At 55.1% G+C, this 17,516-nt stretch carries 12 protein-coding genes; 8 read left to right on the top strand and 4 right to left on the bottom strand.

Annotation, left to right across the window (positions count from 1 at the left end; translation table 11 throughout):
• Nucleotides 1–6: 6 nt before the first annotated feature.
• The 4 genes from C0U40_RS16120 (at nt 7) to C0U40_RS16105 (ending at nt 4,605) form a co-directional block, all read left to right on the top strand.
• Nucleotides 7–2,370 carry a xanthine dehydrogenase family protein molybdopterin-binding subunit gene (locus C0U40_RS16120; protein WP_101656836.1) on the top strand — a complete coding sequence of 788 codons (2,364 nt, stop codon included), beginning with the start codon at nt 7–9 and terminating at the stop codon, nt 2,368–2,370.
• A gap of 13 nt (nt 2,371–2,383) precedes the next feature.
• Nucleotides 2,384–3,178, top strand: a complete 795-nt coding sequence (locus C0U40_RS16115) for an FAD binding domain-containing protein (protein ID WP_101656835.1) — start codon at nt 2,384–2,386, stop codon at nt 3,176–3,178.
• A gap of 78 nt (nt 3,179–3,256) precedes the next feature.
• The gene (locus C0U40_RS16110; protein ID WP_101656834.1) at nt 3,257–4,129 is read left to right on the top strand and encodes a LysR family transcriptional regulator; all 873 of its coding nucleotides are present in this window, start codon (nt 3,257–3,259) and stop codon (nt 4,127–4,129) included.
• Nucleotides 4,130–4,368: 239 nt separating this feature from the next.
• A complete protein-coding gene (locus tag C0U40_RS16105) occupies nt 4,369–4,605 on the top strand; it encodes a cold shock domain-containing protein (protein ID WP_101656833.1) in 237 nt (78 codons plus the stop codon).
• 62 nt (nt 4,606–4,667) lie between these two features.
• On the opposite strand, the gene ilvN is transcribed toward C0U40_RS16105, so the two are convergent.
• The 3 genes from ilvN to C0U40_RS16090 all read right to left on the bottom strand — a co-directional run bounded on the left by ilvN (nt 4,668) and on the right by C0U40_RS16090 (nt 8,239).
• Nucleotides 4,668–5,234 carry an acetolactate synthase small subunit gene (ilvN, locus tag C0U40_RS16100; protein ID WP_101656832.1) on the bottom strand — a complete coding sequence of 189 codons (567 nt, stop codon included), beginning with the start codon at nt 5,232–5,234 and terminating at the stop codon, nt 4,668–4,670.
• 129 nt (nt 5,235–5,363) lie between these two features.
• Nucleotides 5,364–6,416, bottom strand: coding sequence for a calcium-binding protein (locus C0U40_RS16095; RefSeq protein WP_101656831.1), 1,053 nt, complete (start codon nt 6,414–6,416; stop codon nt 5,364–5,366).
• A gap of 68 nt (nt 6,417–6,484) precedes the next feature.
• Nucleotides 6,485–8,239, bottom strand: coding sequence for an acetolactate synthase 3 large subunit (locus C0U40_RS16090; protein WP_101656830.1), 1,755 nt, complete (start codon nt 8,237–8,239; stop codon nt 6,485–6,487).
• 562 nt (nt 8,240–8,801) lie between these two features.
• Here C0U40_RS16090 and C0U40_RS16085 point away from each other — a divergent pair.
• The 3 genes from C0U40_RS16085 to C0U40_RS16075 all read left to right on the top strand — a co-directional run bounded on the left by C0U40_RS16085 (nt 8,802) and on the right by C0U40_RS16075 (nt 13,690).
• Complete coding sequence (locus C0U40_RS16085) at nt 8,802–9,890, top strand: TRAP transporter substrate-binding protein (RefSeq protein ID WP_101656829.1); 1,089 nt, start codon at nt 8,802–8,804, stop codon at nt 9,888–9,890.
• Between the two features lie 143 nt (nt 9,891–10,033).
• Nucleotides 10,034–11,023 (top strand): TRAP transporter small permease subunit, encoded by a 990-nt coding sequence (locus tag C0U40_RS16080; RefSeq protein WP_101656828.1) that lies wholly within the window; start codon nt 10,034–10,036, stop codon nt 11,021–11,023.
• Nucleotides 11,024–11,035: 12 nt separating this feature from the next.
• A complete protein-coding gene (locus tag C0U40_RS16075) occupies nt 11,036–13,690 on the top strand; it encodes an SLC13 family permease (protein WP_101656827.1) in 2,655 nt (884 codons plus the stop codon).
• A 364-nt stretch (nt 13,691–14,054) separates the two neighbouring features.
• Here the strand turns inward: C0U40_RS16075 and C0U40_RS16070 are convergent, their stop codons facing one another.
• Complete coding sequence (locus tag C0U40_RS16070; protein WP_101656826.1) at nt 14,055–16,514, bottom strand: penicillin acylase family protein; 2,460 nt, start codon at nt 16,512–16,514, stop codon at nt 14,055–14,057.
• Nucleotides 16,515–16,643: 129 nt separating this feature from the next.
• On the opposite strand from C0U40_RS16070, the gene C0U40_RS16065 reads away from it, so the two are divergent.
• On the top strand, nt 16,644–17,510 hold the full coding sequence (locus C0U40_RS16065; protein ID WP_286135054.1) for an NAD(P)-dependent oxidoreductase: 867 nt from the start codon (nt 16,644–16,646) through the stop codon (nt 17,508–17,510).
• Nucleotides 17,511–17,516: the final 6 nt, after the last annotated feature.

Below are 17,516 nucleotides of genomic sequence, written 5' to 3'. Positions count from 1 at the left end.
AATATCATGACAGATCAAGGAATTGGCGCCCGTGTCCTGCGCAAAGAGGACAAACGTTTTATTACCGGCAAGGGGAAATATACGGACGATATTGTCCAACCCAATCAGGCCTATGCGGCTTTTGTGCGTTCGCCCCATGCCCATGCGAATGTGAAAAGCATTGACGCCTCCGCCGCCGAAGCAATGGAAGGCGTTGAAGCGGTACTGAACGGTCATCAACTGACAGGGGACGGCATCGGAAACATCATCTGCGGATGGGGGATCACATCCAAAGACGGCAGCCCGATGAATATGGGCGCATGGTCGGCGCTGGCCACAGATAAGGTGCGCTACGTGGGCGATGCAGTCGCCGTTGTGATTGCCGACAGCAAGGCGCAGGCACAGGCCGCTGCCGAAGCGGTGATGGTGGAGTATGAAGTTCTGCCCGCTACCTCCAACGTGCTCGCCTCCATGAAAGAGGGTGCCCCGCAAATCCACGAAAACGCGCCGGGCAACCTGATTTTTGATTGGGAGATCGGCAACAAGGATGAAACCGATGCGGCGCTCGCCTCTGCCCATCACACCACTACGATGGACATCACCAACAATCGTCTGTCGCCGAACCCGATGGAACCTCGTTCTGCTGTGGCGACTTTCGATGAATCTGAAGATCACTACACACTTTATACAACCTCCCAGAACCCCCATGTCGCGCGGCTTGTGCTCTCGGCTTTCTACAATGTAGCGCCAGAGCATAAGCTGCGGGTGATCGCACCAGATGTGGGCGGAGGTTTTGGTGCCAAAATCTACATCTATCCCGAAGAGATCGTCTGTCTCTGGGCGTCGATGAAGACCAACCGTTCGGTAAAATGGACCTCAACCCGTTCCGAAGCTTTCCTGACGGATGCTCACGGGCGGGATCATGTCTCGACCGCGACAATGGGCTTTGATGCGGACAACAATATCGTCGGCTTCAAGGTGAACACCAAGGCGAACCTCGGGGCGTATATGTCCCTGTTTTCTTCTTCGGTGCCAACCTATCTTTATGCAACGCTTCTGTCGGGTCAGTACAATATCGCCAATGTCTATTGCGATGTGCAGACCTATTACACCAATACAGTTCCGGTCGATGCGTATCGCGGGGCAGGGCGGCCGGAAGCGGCCTATCTGATCGAACGGATGATCGAAACGGCTGCGCGGGAACTGGGTGTTGATCCGGGCGAATTGCGGCGTCAGAACTTTGTGCGGGAATTCCCGCATCAGACGCCGGTGATCATGGCTTATGACAGCGGTGATTTTGCCGGAAACCTCGATCAGGCCAAAGCGGCTGCGGATGTGGCCGGATTTCCCGCCCGCAAGGAAGAAGCTGCCAAACGGGGTAAACTTCGCGGCTTGGGCTATTCCAACTATATCGAAGCCTGTGGCATCGCACCTTCGGCAGCGGTCGGATCACTTGGCGCCGGTGTCGGCCTGTGGGAAAGCGCGGAAGTGCGCGTGAACCCGGTAGGCACCATCGAAATCCTCACGGGATCGCACAGCCACGGGCAGGGGCATGAAACCACCTTTGCCCAGCTTGTGTCAGAACGGTTCGACCTGCCGACCGACAATATCCAGATCGTTCACGGCGACACGGATAAAGTGCAATTCGGCATGGGCACCTACGGTTCGCGCTCCGGCGCGGTGGGGATGTCCGCGATTTCCAAGGCGCTCGACAAGGTTGAAGCCAAGGTCAAAAAGATCGCAGCCCATGTTCTGGAAGCCTCTGAGGATGACATTGTCATTGAGGGCGGCGAGGTAAAAGTCAAAGGCACCGACAAGGCAATGGGGTGGCATGAAGTGGGCCTCTCCGCCTATACCGCGCACAACCTGCCCGAAGGCATGGAGCCGGGATTGAAGGAAGGGGCATTCTATGACCCGACCAACTTTACCTTTCCTGCCGGTTGTTACATCTGTGAAGTGGAAGTCGATCCGCAAACCGGTGTGACCGAAATCGTGCAATTCACCGCTTCGGATGACTTTGGTACCATCATCAACCCGATGATTGTGGAAGGTCAGGTTCACGGCGGTATTGCGCAGGGGATCGGACAGGCCATGATGGAACATGCGGTCTATGACGATGACGGGCAGCTCTTGTCCGGCTCTTACATGGACTATTGTATGCCCCGCGCCGACGATGTGCCGAACTACACTGTCAGCCATCACAGCACCACATGTCCGGGCAATCCGCTTGGCATGAAAGGCTGCGGCGAGGCCGGAGCCATCGGGTCCCCGCCAGCGGTGATCAACGCCATCACCGATGCCATCGGCAACAACAACCTGTCCATGCCAGCTACCCCGTCGCGGGTCTGGGCAGCCCTGCAACAAGTCTCTGCGGCGCAAGCGGCCGAATAAGGAGTGAATGACCATGTATGATACAACTTACTACCGTGCGTCCTCTGTTTCGGATGCGACATCGAAACTTGCAGGAACCGAAGACGGCATGTTTCTGGCTGGCGGCCAGACTCTTATCCCGACCATGAAGCAGCGACTCGCTGCCCCTTCCGATCTGGTGGATGTTTCGGGGATCGATGCCCTGAAAAACATCAGCGTAGACGGGGAGGTGGTGACAATTGGCGCAGCCTGTACCCATGCGCAGGTGGCCGGATCATCCGAGGTGGCGCAGGCTATCCCTGCGCTGGCCAGTCTTGCGGGTGGCATCGGGGATCCCGCCGTGCGGGCCCGTGGCACCATCGGCGGGTCCATCGCCAACAATGACCCGGCGGCGGATTATCCAGCGGCCTGTCTGGGCCTTGGGGCAACCATCGTGACAGATACGCGGGAAATTCCGGCGGACGAGTTCTTTGTTGGAATGTTCGAAACGGCCCTTGATGAAGGCGAAATGGTGACGGCGGTTAAATTCCCCAAACCTACCAAAGCCGGTTATGCCAAATTCCCGAACCCCGCGTCCCGTTACGCGATGGTTGGTGTGATGGCAGCTCAAACCGGAAATGGCGTGCGTGTTGCGGTCACGGGCGCTGGCAATGACGGTGTGTTCCGCCACAACGCGCTGGAAGAGGCGTTGGGGGCGAATTGGTCGGCCGATGCCACGCAGGGTGTCGCAACCGATGCGGATGACATGCTCTCTGACATTCACGGATCGGCAGAATATCGTGCCCATCTTGTGTCGGTCATGGCAGGGCGTGCCGTTGACAACAGCTAAGAACTGCTAAATCACGGAAAGGGCCTTTGCCAGCGTTGGCAGAGGCCCTTTTCTGTCTGGAGAACCCGAGGGCCGGCTATGGACATCATTCACATGAAAACCCTGATCGCTGTGGTCGAAGAAAGCAGTTTTACCGCTGCCGCTGCGCGACTTGGAATTGCGAAATCTGTCTGTTCCCGCCGGATTACTGATCTTGAAACCGACCTTGGTGCCCAATTGGTTAACCGGTCTACCCGTTCGGTTGTGCCTACGGATCTGGGGCAGGACTATTATCACAGTTGTCTTGATATTCTGGCGCGGATTGACGCTGCGAACGAGGCTGCCAAATGCAGCAGCGCCACGGTGGGCGGGCGATTGCGCCTGTCCCTGCCGATTGCCTACACCGAAGCAGTGCTGGCCCCCAAACTAGAAGAGTTCGCCAGCAGGTACAAAGATGTGGAACTGGTGATACAGCTGTCGGACAAGCGCGTGGACTTGATCTCGGACGGGTTCGACGCGGCCATAAGGATCGGACACCTTGATGACAGTGGCTTGTATGCCACCAAGTTGGGCGTGACCCGACTGCAATGCTGTGCCGCACCATCCTATATCGAACGATTTGGCGCTCCTCGGAGTTTTGACGAACTGTCTGCCCATGAATGCCTGCGGTATAACAACCTGACTTCGGGTTCAGAATGGGTCGCCCGCAAAGACGGGCAGGAAGTTCGAAAACGGATTACAGGGCGGTTCTCCAGCAACTCTGGCGCGTATAACCGTCGCCTTACAGTTGCCGGTTTCGGTCTCTCTGTGTTGCCGGATTTCCTGATCGGTGACGGCTTTGAGACCGGAGAACTGGTAGCGGTTCTGACCGCATACGACTTCCCGCAAGGCGACGTAAACGTTGTTTATCCACAAAAAAGGAACATGCCTGCTTCCCTGAGAGCCTTGATAACTTTTCTGAAAGAAAAGTGATTCGTTTTCTTGTCTAGCGCATCGTTAAACGTTTCCGCGCGTAAACTTTATTTTTTGTTGTTGGGTCAACTTCCTGAACTTAAACGGATAATACTTTTGGCGCGACTCTATCAAAAAATGTGAACATCCTATATAAATAAGGGACTGAAAGGTGCTGCTTGCAACATCACCTGTGGGAAGAAAATACAAATTTTGACAGGTATCCAAAACTTTTAAGAGGGGGATTCAAAGTGGCGCGCATGGGAGTAGAAGTAAAAAAAGGACGCGTGCTTTGGTATGATGCCAGCCGTGGTTACGGCTTTATCCGTCAGGCAGATACCGGCGCAGATGTGTTCTTGCCAAAAGATGCTTTGGACGCCTTTGGGTTGAGTGGCGTGCCAAGCGGTGCAGAGATCGACTACAACGCGTTTGAGGGTGTGAGCTCGACCAAAGTTGCCGCTATTCACAGGCTGCGGGGCCAGAACGCCCTTTGCTAGGAACCTGGAACGGTTAACGGGCACGTCGGTAACATGCCCGTTTTTTTTGTCTTCAAATTTGATCAGGTCGCGTTGCCGCGCATGATCGCAGCAACACCCGTGCGGGCCACTTCCACCAGACCGAGTGGGCGCATCATTTCCACAAAGGCATCGATTTTTTCCGGAGAACCGGTGATCTCGAAAACAAAGCTTTCAAGCGTGCTGTCCACGACATTGGCGCGGAACACTTCGGATGTGCGCATCGCTTCGACCCGCTTTTCCCCGACACCCGCCACTTTGATCAGCGCCAGTTCCCGTTCAACACTCGGGCCTTCAACCGTCAGGTCATGCACATCGTGAACCGGCACCAGACGGCCCAACTGTGCCTTGATCTGTTCGATCACCTGCGGTGTCCCCGTGGTGACAACCGTGATCCGCGACAGATGCCCTGCATGATCGGTTTCCGCCACGGTGAGGCTTTCGATATTATAGCCGCGACCTGAAAACAGGCCGATCACACGGGCCAGAACGCCCGCTTCGTTGTCCACCAACACGGCGAGCGTGTGGGTTTCGATTTCGTCACCATAGGTGCTTTTCAGGTCATAAGCGCTCTTGCGAGAGGCGCCTTTCTTTATCCGTAGTGCGTTCATTTTGGCCTGTTATTGTTGTGAGGGGTTAGTCGTTAGGGATCATTTACTCATTTGGAGATCAAGGATTGTAGTTCTCCAAAGCTACTGTCGGATGGGATGTAGGCATACCAGATTTAGAACGCTCCAGCTTCAAAGAATGAAATCATTGTGGTCAATCACTACGGTTTCATCTTCCGTTGAAAAGTGAAACGAAATCCTGAAAAGGTCTTCGACGGTTCGCTTTACATAGGAAATATCGTGGTCTCCGCGAAATTCTCTGATGTTCAGGGCCGATACGTCAAAGTCTTCCCCAAATCGACTGAAGTCAAACTTGTCTTTTCCGTCTTCGAAATCCTTGATGTAGACATCGTAACTCGTGGAATGTTCGGGAGCGACGACAACAAACCTGTCAGCACCTTTGCCGCCAGTCACATGCAGAGAATCCGTTTTCATTTCGATTATGAACTTGTCGCGCCCGTTGCCTCCGAACAGGTCCATGTTAATTGCACTATCGCCCGTTCTCAGAATGTCGTTTCCCCGCCCGCCGTATAGATCAGCTGTCAGATGGTTGGCGATTAGTTTGTCGCGTCCGCCCCCACCATATAGCATCCCGCCGCCGGTTATCTTGTCGTTTCCTGCCCCGCCATAAAATTCGCTCCAGCTTGAACCGTCATCAATTAAAATGTCGTTCCCAGCGCCGCCTTTATAGATTCCTGCGTCCGAGCCGCCGAATATGCGGTCGTTGCCACGACCGCCATTCAGTTCGTCGTAGCCCGCTTTGCCTTTGAGGATATCACGGCCATCGCCACCTTCCATAAGATCTACTTCGAGAGAACCAATCAACCTGTCTCGCCCGTCGCTTCCAGAATGGACATGAGTGTTCACGCTCCCCAGAAACTCCAAAGAAAGATCGTCATTCACTTCGTAACGGTTGATGATCGTAAAGTTGTTGTTTTTGGGATCACCGGCTTCAAGTATCGAGTCCACGGTGATTGTTTCATCGTAAATCACATATTGAATTAGGTTACTCATTAACACCGAAACAGGGTCGCTCGAACTTATCGCAGTACCAATCGCAATAGGCAGTTTATCAGTCTCACCTAGGTAAACCGCTCCGAAAGAAATGTCGTCTAATTTGGCAAGATGGGGATCGGTCGAACGAACTTCCAGCGGAAAATAGCTGGTCAATGCATAGACTGTCATATTATTTTCCTCCTTTATCTATACCGTTCAGTTTACTTCCCGATCCCCTTTTTTGCAAAGGGCGCGGGTTAAACCATCACCGCGCCGCCGGATTCAATCGCACCTTCGGTAGAGGCGTTGCCCAGTAGCATTTCATTGTGTGCCTTGCCTGACGGGATCATCGGGAAACAGTTCTCGTGTTTTTCAACCAGACAGTCGAACAGAACCGGACCGTCGTAATTGATCATCTCAAGAATTGCATCGTCCAGATCATCCGGGTCAGACACCTGAATACCCTTGGCACCAAAAGCTTCGGCGAGTTTTACGAAATCGGGCAGGGATTCAGACCAGCTGCTGGAATACCGCTCGCCATGGAGCAGTTCCTGCCACTGGCGCACCATACCAAGGCGTTCGTTGTTCAGGATGAACTGTTTCACTGGAAGGCGGTACTGCATGGCAGTGCCCATCTCCTGCATATTCATCAGCCAGCTTGCTTCCCCTGCGATGTTGATAACAAGTGATTCAGGATGGGCCATCTGAACACCGATAGAGGCAGGGAAGCCGTACCCCATGGTGCCAAGCCCGCCTGATGTCATCCAGCGGTTCGGGTCGTTGAACCCGAGGAACTGTGCAGCCCACATCTGGTGCTGACCGACTTCGGTCGTGATATAGCGGTCGTGATCTTTGGTCAGCGCCTCAAGCCGTTGCAACGCATATTGCGGCTTGATGATTTTGCCTTCCTGCTTGTAGGCAAGGCAATCCTTGGCGCGCCATTCGTTGATCTTGCCCCACCATTTGGAGATCGCCCCGGCCTCGGTCTTGCGTCCGCGGGATTTCCAGATCTTCAACAGATCCTCAAGCACATGGCCGATGTCGCCGATGATCGGCACATCAACGTGGATCACCTTGTTGATGGAAGACGGGTCGATGTCGATATGGACCTTTTTCGAATTCGGGCTGAAGGCGTCCACCCGTCCGGTGATCCGGTCGTCAAACCGTGCGCCGATGCAGATCATCAGATCGCAGTCGTGCATCGTCATGTTTGCTTCGTAGGTGCCATGCATCCCCAGCATACCGATCCAATTGTCGCCACTGGCAGGGTAGGCGCCAAGCCCCATCAAGGTAGACGTCACCGGAAACTTGGTCGCTTCGGCTAGTTCGCGCAGCAGCATGGATGCTGCCTTGCCGGAGTTGATCACACCGCCACCCGAATAGATCACCGGCTTTTTCGCGGTTTCCATCAGTGCCGCCAGTTCGGTGATCCTGTCCATGTCACCTTTGACGCGCGGGTTGTAATGGCCTTTGTCCGCCTTTGCAGGTGCAACATAGGTCCCATTGGCAAACTGCACATCCTTGGGAATGTCGATCAGAACCGGACCGGGACGACCCGAAGTCGCAACATGGAACGCCTGATGCATGGTCTTTGCCAGTTCGTTCGTGTCCCGCACAAGCCAGTTATGCTTGGTGCAGGGGCGGGTGATGCCAACTGTATCGGCTTCCTGAAAGGCGTCGTTCCCGATCATGAAGGTAGGCACCTGACCGGTGAGCACGATCATCGGAATGCTGTCCATCAGCGCATCTGTCATACCGGTCACAGCATTTGTCGCGCCCGGACCAGATGTTACAAGAACCACGCCGGGTTTACCTGTCGAACGGGCATAGCCTTCCGCCGCGTGTGTGGCTGCCTGTTCATGGCGCACCAGAACGTGGCGAATATCGTTTTGCTGGAAGATTTCATCGTAAATCGGTAGCACCGCGCCACCGGGGTATCCGAAGACTGTGTCCACACCCTGATCCTTCAGGGCTTTAACAACAATTTGGGCTCCACTCATCTGACGTGTCATAATCTTGCTCCAGCTTCACATCATAGGATCAGGCATAAAAAAACCCCCGATCAGGGGGGCGCGCATGGGTGTAGGAACGATTGTTACCGTTTCCGCGCCATGCGCTAAGTCACCACGACTAGAATATATACCATTTCCGTTCTCATGGCGGCGACATTATGGACGGTGATTGGGAGGGTCAAGGGCTTTTGCCAAGAAAATGTCGTTTTAGAACCGATTTTTGAAACATTCGGAAAACCAAGCAGCTTTCACCCCAATAAAACCTGTCCAGAGCGGGAGAGAGAATCTCCTGAGATTCGTTTTTGCATACCAATGCAGATTCGGAGCCTGAAGCCTGTCGGAATTGCCGATTTTTTTTGCATTGTCGGACACTAATTTTCCACCCGACGTGTCACCATCCACTGCTTTCCCCTTATTTTATTACACCTCTTATGGTTGCTTTGATTATTTGTTGCTTTTTTCAGGGCGTCCATTGCATGGTGGTCCCGCATACAGCGGATCGCTTGGGAGAGATTACCGATCCGTTAGAAAATGCAAAAAATAACATGGAGGAAATCTTTAAATGGAACGTCGTAAGTTTCTAACGAGTGCGGCGCTTGGTGCCGGTGCTGCGGCGCTGGCCAGCCCTGCAGTCGCGGCAAGCCACGCAAAACAACTGACAATCGTATCTACCTGGCCGCGGGACTTCCCGGGTCTGGGGACTTCTGCACAGCGTCTTGCCGAACGGATCGCCGTTCTGTCCAATGGCGCGTTCAACGTGGAATACTTCGCAGCAGGCGAACGCGTTGGTGCGTTTGACTCCTTTGACGAAGTCGCATCCGGCAACAGCCAAGCTTATATCGGTGCGGACTATTACTGGGGCGGTAAGCACCCAGCATTCAACTATTTCACCTCCGTGCCATTCGGGATGTCCACACCAGAGTGGAACGCCTGGATCAAACACGCAGGCGGTCAGGCTCTCTGGGACAAACTTTCCGGTGAATTCGGTCTGAAGGCTCTGGCTTGTGGTTCCACAGGCACGCAAGCCGGTGGTTGGTTTAACAAAGAAATCAACTCTCCGGATGATTTCAACGGTCTGAAAATGCGTATTCCGGGCCTTGGTGGTCAGGTTCTGTCCAAAATGGGCGCTTCTACAGTGTCCCTGCCTGGTGGCCAGATCTACGAAAACCTTGTTTCCGGTTCCATCGAAGCGACAGAATGGGTTGGTCCTTACAACGACTACTTCATGAAGTTCTACGAAGCGGCCAAATACTACTATACCGGTGGTATGCACGAGCCGGGCGGTGGTATTGCCTTTGGTATGAACAAAGCATGGTGGGACGGTCTGTCCGATTATGAGAAAGCCATCATCGAAGCAGCCTGTTCCGAAGAGCTGGCCCTGTCCCACGAAGAAGCCATCGCGAAAAACGGTGAGTATCTTGGCAAACTGGTCGATGACCACGGCGTTCAGGTTCGTGCGTTTAACGATGATGTCTGGGATGCCTTCGGCGAAGCCTCCGCAGAGGTCTTCGAGGACGCGCGTGCCCACTCTTCGCTGGCGACAGAGGTGGACGACCACTTCCAGAAAACGTTGCGCGCACAAGGTGCGATGCTAGCGGCCTTCGAAGGGACGTTCATCAACCAACGCAACCGTGTGCTCGGCCTGATTTAAGGGTGCGACACAGGCGATCAGGGGCGGGGCTTAACGGCCCCGCTCTTTTCCCGTATTCAAACGCTTTCTCCGACACCGCACATCAGATGCGGGCGGAATGACCGGATACAGGCAACACTAATACTTGATCCCGGGGGGGACATATGGCCGACGCAGAACAACCCGTCGTACTTAGAAAATATGGAACGCCAGCACCGCTGGTGCGTATCATCGGCTGGACGGTTCTTGCCTGTCTTGCTGCTTTCCTGATTAACAACATATTGAACGTAGGCTTCGGCTATGCCCGGGTGATGGATTTCATCCAGGGGCAGGGCGGTGCACTGGCTGTTGGCATGTATGCTGCCTTCATCGCCTGTGCGGTCATCTTCGTCCTGATGACCAAAGATGTGGCTCTGCGCTGGGATGCGGACCGGATACACCGGTTCAACCTCTATATCATTCGCGTCTGTTTCTGGTCGGTCCTTCTGGTCGGTATCGCGGATTCGCTTATTGCGATTTTGCGTGTTGAAAAGGGGCTGGATTTCTTCTTTAGCGAAGATACGGTCCGTTCTCTCGGACTGTCACGCTATGTTGGCAGCTATGTTCACCTTCCCCTCATCGGGCTGAGCTTCATCATCGCGCTGTTCACACGCACACTCGGCTTTACGTGGTTAACGCTCATGATCGTTGCATCAGAGCTTCTGATCGTGATTTCCCGTTTTGTCTTTTCTTACGAACAGGCGCTGATGGGGGATCTGGTGCGCTACTGGTATGCCGCGCTGTTTCTCTTTGCTTCGGCCTATACGCTTTATGAAGAAGGCCATGTTCGGGTTGATGTGCTATATGCGGGCTTTACCGACCGGACGCGTGGCTTTGTAAATGCCTTCGGATCATTGTTCCTCGGGGCGGCGACTGCATGGGTCATCCTTTACATCGGATTGAACGGAAAACAGTCCATCATTAACGCACCGCTTATGAACTTTGAAATCACCCAGACAGGGGGCGTTGGCATGTTTGTGAAATATCAGATGGCCGGTTTCCTCGGGATGTTTGCGATCACGATGCTGATCCAGTTTGTAAGCTATTTTTTCGAAGCAGTCGCTGACTACCGCAGCGAACCGGGCAAGCGAGAACTCGCGCCTGTGGCCCACTAAGGACCGAATATCATGGAAATTCTCTTTCTCGCCATACTGGTCCTTATCATGGCCACGGCCCTTGGCTCGGGCTATCCGGTGGCCTTTGCACTGCCCGGCGCCGCAATTATAACCATCGGACTGGCTGCCGGTGCCGGTTATCTGTTTGATGGCAGTACCGATGCCTATTTCCACTCCGGCGGGCCGCAACAGTGGTTGTCCGCAGGGGTCACGAACCTTCGCGGCGTCTATTGGGAGGTAGAACGGGATACGCTGATTGCGATTCCGCTGTTCATCTTCATGGGCATCATGCTGCAGCGCTCCAAAATCGCCGAAGACCTTCTGGTGACGATGGCCCAACTGTTTGGTCCAGTTCCGGGTGGTCTGGGGATTTCGGTTGTCTTTGTGGGCGCACTGCTGGCCGCGACAACAGGGATTGTCGGCGCGACTGTGGTGGCAATGGGGCTGATTTCCCTTCCAGCCATGCTGCGCAACAACTATTCACCATCACTGGCAACAGGGACGATTGCGGCATCCGGAACCTTGGGGCAGATCATTCCGCCTTCGATCGTTCTGATTATTCTGGCAGACCAGCTTGCCAGCGCCACCGACCAAGCCTCCACGGCGCGTAAGGCGCTGTATAAAGAGGCAACCGGCGAACTGTCGATGCCATCCGTTTTTGATGTGGCTTCAACCTCTGCCGGTGAAATGTTCCTTGGGGCGTTTATTCCCGGTCTGGTGCTGGTCGCGCTTTATATGCTGTATATCCTTGTCTATGCAATCCTGCGTCCAGCTTCGGCCCCCGCAGTGAAATACGCAGGCAAGTTCAACGCGGCATTCTGGGGCAATGTGGCCCTGACATTGATCCCGCCACTCGCGCTGATTTTTCTGGTGCTCGGTTCGATCATTGCCGGTATTGCCACGGTGAATCAGGCAGGCGCCATCGGTGCCGCCGGTGCGATGATCATGGCGGGGTATCGTCTGGCAGCGGGGCGCAAGACGACCTATGTTCCAGCGATTATCGCGCTGGTGTCGCTTGGTGTAATAGCCTTCTGCCTGTCCAACTTTGAAATGAACATCAAAGGTGTGCAGACAGCCAACGACCGTCTTGGTGTGATGATCGGTTTGGCGGCCTCTGCTGCGTTGATCGTTTCGCTGATCTGGTCCGGCTGGCGCACCCTGAAAATTGACAACACGCTGCACGGCGTGATGCTGGAAACGGCAAAAACCACATCGCTGGTGTTCATCATCCTTCTGGGCGCTGCGATGCTGACAGCTGCCTTCCGCGCCTTTGGCGGCGAGGAACTGGTACGCGAGTTCCTGAACTCCCTGCCGGGTGGGTTCTGGACCCAGTTCATCATCGTGATGGCGGTGATCTTTGTTCTGGGGTTCTTCCTCGACTTCATCGAAATCGCAGTTGTGGTTGTGCCCATCGTGGCACCGATCTTGCTGGCTGATCCGGAAGCAAACATCACTGCAGTCTGGCTCGGGGTAATGATCGGTCTGAACATCCAGACTTCGTTCCTTACACCTCCTTTCGGGTTTGCTTTGTTTTATCTGCGCGGGGTTGCTCCGGCAGCTGTGAAAACCGTTCAGATGTACAAAGGGGTTATTGCCTTCATCACACTGCAATTGATTGCGCTGGGTATCGTCGGGTTCTATCCGCCACTGGTGAACTACCTGCCCAATCGTGTGAGCTATCTGTCCGAGACATCGCCGCCGCCCCGCAACCCGAAACTGCAATATTGCATGGAGGAATACGTGGGTGGTGTGATCGCCAGCAGCAACGGAGCGGTCGAGCAAGCTGTTCAAACGGCACAGGGGCTTAACTTCTCTATCCTGCCGGAGAAGATGGCGTCGTCCCTGGAAAGCGATGTCGCTGGTGCGCAAGAGGCTCTGGATTCACTGCAAGCTGCTTTCGTAGCGGAACAATCGGTTCAGGTGGCGAGCGAGGACTACCGCCCGAACCTCCGACTGGTTCGCAGCATCGAGAAGAAGATCCGCCACGAGGATGAAATCCTTCAGGAAGCACGAAAGCTGCTTGGTCGTTTGCAAGAAGACAACGACACGCGGCGGGCGGAACTGGAAGCAGAGATCGCACAAGCCGAGGCAAATATCGCTGAACTGCAAGCCAGTATTCCCGCAAGCTGGGAAGAGACCCACAATACTTTTGCCAAGCTTACGAAAGCGGAAACCGATGCACGCAACACGTATCGTCGGAAAGCCGATGCAGCCTATGAAACGGCAGCAGAAGCGCTGGAAGCGATGAACGGCACAGAAGCCTATCTGGCGCTGGAACAAGAGTTGCGGGATCTGCAAACCATCATCGCCAACGGCGCGCCCGAGGAAACAGAGGAACAGGTCAACGATCTGTCCCGCAAGTTCTCCGAGATTGGTGGAACAGACGAGGTACGCTCTGCGCTCAGCAAGACACGGCGCAAGCTGAAATCCCGCACACCGGACGTGGACGGAGCGCTTGAGGAATATGCAGATGCGCTCGTGGCTTACGACGAGGGCAAGGCATGGCGCGATGCGGCTGAAGCCGAGTTGCGTGTAGGTCTGGCGAGCTACCTTGACGCGATCAGGGGTACGCTTGGCACCCGCGTCCAACCGAAACTGAACCGCGAACAGGCGCTTTATCTTGCGTCCTGTTCGGCAGAGCATCGGGATATCTCCCTGAACTTCTAAACGGCAGGGCGGTCTGACCGCCCTGTTTGAACAAGACGAGCCGCCACCGGACCGGAAGGTCCGGTGGTTTTCTTTTGTCCACGCTGTAAGGGGGCTGTCTTGTTGGGCCGCAACATACGAGCAGTAAATGTGCAGGACAGTATTATCCTGAAGTCCAATGATTTTCCCGTTTATCACCCTGCAAATATGAAGCTTCATACAAGACGCCTCATATAACACGCTTCATAAATGAAGCTTCATATATGAAGCGTCGAAAATGAAGGGTGATCACACTTCAACGGGCCGAAGATCCGCTGGCATAATGTGGCAAACCGGCACAATTCCGCCCGATGACGGTGCTCGATCCCAACGTACAAATGGCTTGCTATTCAACCGGCAGCAAGTGGTTGATCCCCACAGCACCGCCGCGCGCAAGATCGGGATCAAGGGACATCAGGATGTACTCTCCCCGCCGCCACAATCCGGCCAGATCGTCATAATGGCGGGACAGGAAATGCCCAGACTGACCGGTGGAAATCACATAGACCGAACTGTCCGGATCGGAAAAATCAATGACTGACCGGAAGCCGGCAGCATGCACATTTGCATAAGGCTCGGAGCCGGTGCCGTTGGTACGCGCCCGCATCAGTGTCTGGTCGCCGCCCGAAGTTTCCTGCCGGATGTTTGCAAACCACGACAGGATCGGCACTTCACCCAATACCTGATGATCATGCCGGGCCTGATGGGCCTGTCCCCAACGCCAACTGTCAATATGGCTTCCGTATTTCTCGGTCAGTTCCAAAATGGAAGCATCAAGGGACATCCGCGCGATATCTGCACAGGTTTCTACTTTGGTCGATTGCCGGATATCACACCAGACACCTGCGCCTTCCACATTGCGATAGACCCGTTCAAGAAACACAGGATCGGGGCGGGGGAAATGATCGGCGAGGTTTGACAGTTCATCGCGGATCAAACGGTTCTGCAACTGGCGCATCCAGGCCGCATAGATCAGCGGTTCGGGAATATGTTCGTCCATCTGGCCATTCCACGCAGCCAGCATCTCAAGCGCGATCTGTCGTTGACGTTCCGGCGTACCCGCTGGGGCGGATTCGCCCGTGAACCACAGTTCCTTGGCCACCAGCGGCAACAGGGACACAGCCGCGAAAGAACCCGTGTCCAACTGTGCCTCAATGAAACTGTCCCGTGTGTGGACCTCGCGGTCGTTCATAAGCGAGGACAGCCGCAAGAAGCGGTAGGTATCGCCCCAGCTGTGGGACACATGGCGCGGGAAAGGTTCATCTGTAATCTTGTTGTTGGTATTCGCCACAATGCCGCTGGCCGGATCGCGCACGCTCGGGTTGTCTTCAAACGGCAGATAGCTGTTCCAGCGGTTTTCCGGCAGCCAGCCTTGTGACGGATAGCGTCCCTGACTGCGGTGGCCCGGATCGCGGGCCGGTTGCTTGCCAATCATTTGCAACATGACGCCGTTCCTGTCTGCAAGGGTAACATTCTGGCTTGGTGATTTGAAAAACGACAGGGCAGCCCGTGCAGCGGGGATAGACTTTGCACGCATCAGATTAATTGCAGCGGTCATCGACTGGTCATTCGCATCAAGCGCGGCCCAGTGGATGCTGGTCACATGGTCGGGCGGTGTAATCGTGCCGAGATCATAGTGGCTAGGCGGGATCACAGGCCCGTTTTCGGTCCAGCGCATTTGAATTGTACGGGGCGGCTGATCCTTGATCCGCATCAGAACCTGCTGGGTGCGGAACGGTTTGTAGCCGTCTGGTGTCAGATATTCATTTGGATTGTCGGGGTTCAGTTTTTCAACATAGACATCCAGATCATCCAGATTGCTGGTGGTCAGCCCCCAGCCGAGAGCAGCCGAGCGTCCCGACAGGATCAGCGGCATTCCCGGTATAGAGCCACCGATCACACCACCGTCCGGAAACTCCATCCGTGCTAGCATCCAGATCGAAGGCGCCGAGAGCGCAAGATGAGGATCATTGGCAAGGATCGGTTCCCCTGTGGCAGATCGCGTGCTCGCCGCGGCCCAGGCGTTGCTGGCTCCGGCCATATCAAACGGCGCGACAGGGTCCAGCGGGTGTTGTGGCGTAAGGGCAGCAAATTCCGTCGGGGGATTTTTAAACAGATCGGCATACTCCGGCAATGCGACCCGCCCTTGGCCCGGGGCATCGGGAAGGATGTCGCGCACCCGGTTTTTACCCACTGCAAGAGTAACCTGTGCCCGCACGACTTCATTTCGCAGATGGCCTGACAACTGCAAGGCCATGACCCGCAGGATCGAAAGACTGTCCGCCGGCGTCCAGGGTTCTATTTCAGGCGAAAACAGGAAAAACTCCGGCGCGCCACGGCCCAGAGCATCCTTTTGCACAACGCCAAGCCAGGCATTCACACCCGCAGCATAGGCCCGTAGTGCCGCTTTTACCTCTTCGGTCTGGTACTCAAAAGAAGCGCGGGACAATTCAGCCAGATCTAGGCGCCTTACGAAATCGTCAATTTTGGCTGTCTCGGCCCCGAAAAGTTCGCTCAAACGGCCCTGCGCCGTACGCCGGAGCATTGTCATCTGCCACAACCTGTCCTGCGCATGGGCAAATCCGAGACCGAAATACACGTCTTCGGCCTGATCTGCGAAAATATGGGGGACATTATTGGTGTCACGCACGATTTCCACAGGCCCGTCCAGCCCGCGCAAGCGGAAACTTGCATCGTAATCGGGTAAAGAGCGGGTCGCAAAATAGTAAATAAGCGAGAGAACAAGCGCGATGATCAGGACGAGCCCCAGAAATCCCCGCAGCAACCAGCGAAACGCAACAGCCATACAATCCTCGTATCTTGACCCGTTGGACGTAACAGTCCAAACCCGAACTGACAATATAAGCCGCCCGAGAACCGGCGGAATTCAACAGCTTCGTTGCTGTCCGGCGACGAAAGAGTAACGGGAGAATGGATTATGGCAAAACTGGCGTTTCTGGGAATGGGTGTAATGGGTTACCCGATGGCGGGGCATCTTGCGGCCAAGGGGCACGAGGTAACGGTGTACAACCGGACAGCCGCGAAAGCCGAAGCCTGGGTTGAAGAACACGGTGGCCGTTCTGCCGATACCCCCCGCGCCGCCGCAGAAGGTGCTGAGGTGGTTTTTGCCTGTGTCGGAAACGATGATGATTTGCGTTCGGTGGTTTTGGGGGAAGATGGCGCGCTGGCCGGAATGGCCGAAGGTACGGTGTTTGTCGATCACACAACCACATCCGCCAAAGTCGCGCGGGAACTGGCTGAAACCGCCGCCGGTCAAAAAATCGGCTTTATCGACGGGCCTGTGTCGGGCGGACAGGCCGGTGCGGAAAACGGTGTGCTGACAGTAATGTGCGGAGGCGATGCGGATACCTTCGCCCGTGTTGAAGAATATATTGCCTGTTTTGCCAGATCCTGCCGTCTGATGGGCGAACAGGGGGCAGGGCAACTGACCAAAATGGTGAACCAGATTTGTATTGCCGGCCTTGTTCAGGGGCTGAGCGAGGGGATGCATTTTGCGCAGAAAGCCGGTCTTGACGGAGAGGCGGTACTAGACGTGATTTCCAAGGGCGCGGCAGGAAGCTGGCAGATGGAAAACCGTGGCAAGACCATGCTGAAGGATGAATTCGAATTCGGTTTCGCGGTGGACTGGATGCGAAAGGATCTTGGAATCGTGCTGGAAGAAGCGAATGCAAATGATGCGAGCCTGCCGGTCACGGCTCTTGTTGACCAGTTTTATCACGATGTCCAGAAAATGGGCGGCGGGCGCTGGGATACCTCAAGCCTGATGCGGCGTCTGAAATAGGTCAGG

The sequence above is a fragment of the Neptunicoccus cionae genome, from assembly GCF_002860325.1.
Taxonomy (GTDB): Bacteria; Pseudomonadota; Alphaproteobacteria; order Rhodobacterales; family Rhodobacteraceae; genus Amylibacter; species Amylibacter lutimaris.
This window is presented reverse-complemented; position numbering and strand designations above follow the sequence as displayed.

Excerpts from the sequence above, each read along its gene's own strand:
- C0U40_RS16110 (WP_101656834.1), top strand. The coding sequence starts at position 3,257 with ATGGACATCATTCACATGAAAACCCTGATCGCTGTGGTCGAAGAAAGC.
- C0U40_RS16095 (WP_101656831.1), bottom strand. The coding sequence starts at position 6,416 with ATGACAGTCTATGCATTGACCAGCTATTTTCCGCTGGAAGTTCGTTCG.
- C0U40_RS16090 (WP_101656830.1), bottom strand. The coding sequence starts at position 8,239 with ATGACACGTCAGATGAGTGGAGCCCAAATTGTTGTTAAAGCCCTGAAG.
- C0U40_RS16070 (WP_101656826.1), bottom strand. The coding sequence starts at position 16,514 with ATGGCTGTTGCGTTTCGCTGGTTGCTGCGGGGATTTCTGGGGCTCGTC.
- C0U40_RS16115 (WP_101656835.1), top strand. The coding sequence starts at position 2,384 with ATGTATGATACAACTTACTACCGTGCGTCCTCTGTTTCGGATGCGACA.
- C0U40_RS16120 (WP_101656836.1), top strand. The coding sequence starts at position 7 with ATGACAGATCAAGGAATTGGCGCCCGTGTCCTGCGCAAAGAGGACAAA.
- C0U40_RS16085 (WP_101656829.1), top strand. The coding sequence starts at position 8,802 with ATGGAACGTCGTAAGTTTCTAACGAGTGCGGCGCTTGGTGCCGGTGCT.
- C0U40_RS16075 (WP_101656827.1), top strand. The coding sequence starts at position 11,036 with ATGGAAATTCTCTTTCTCGCCATACTGGTCCTTATCATGGCCACGGCC.
- C0U40_RS16080 (WP_101656828.1), top strand. The coding sequence starts at position 10,034 with ATGGCCGACGCAGAACAACCCGTCGTACTTAGAAAATATGGAACGCCA.
- ilvN (WP_101656832.1), bottom strand. The coding sequence starts at position 5,234 with ATGAACGCACTACGGATAAAGAAAGGCGCCTCTCGCAAGAGCGCTTAT.
- C0U40_RS16105 (WP_101656833.1), top strand. The coding sequence starts at position 4,369 with ATGGGAGTAGAAGTAAAAAAAGGACGCGTGCTTTGGTATGATGCCAGC.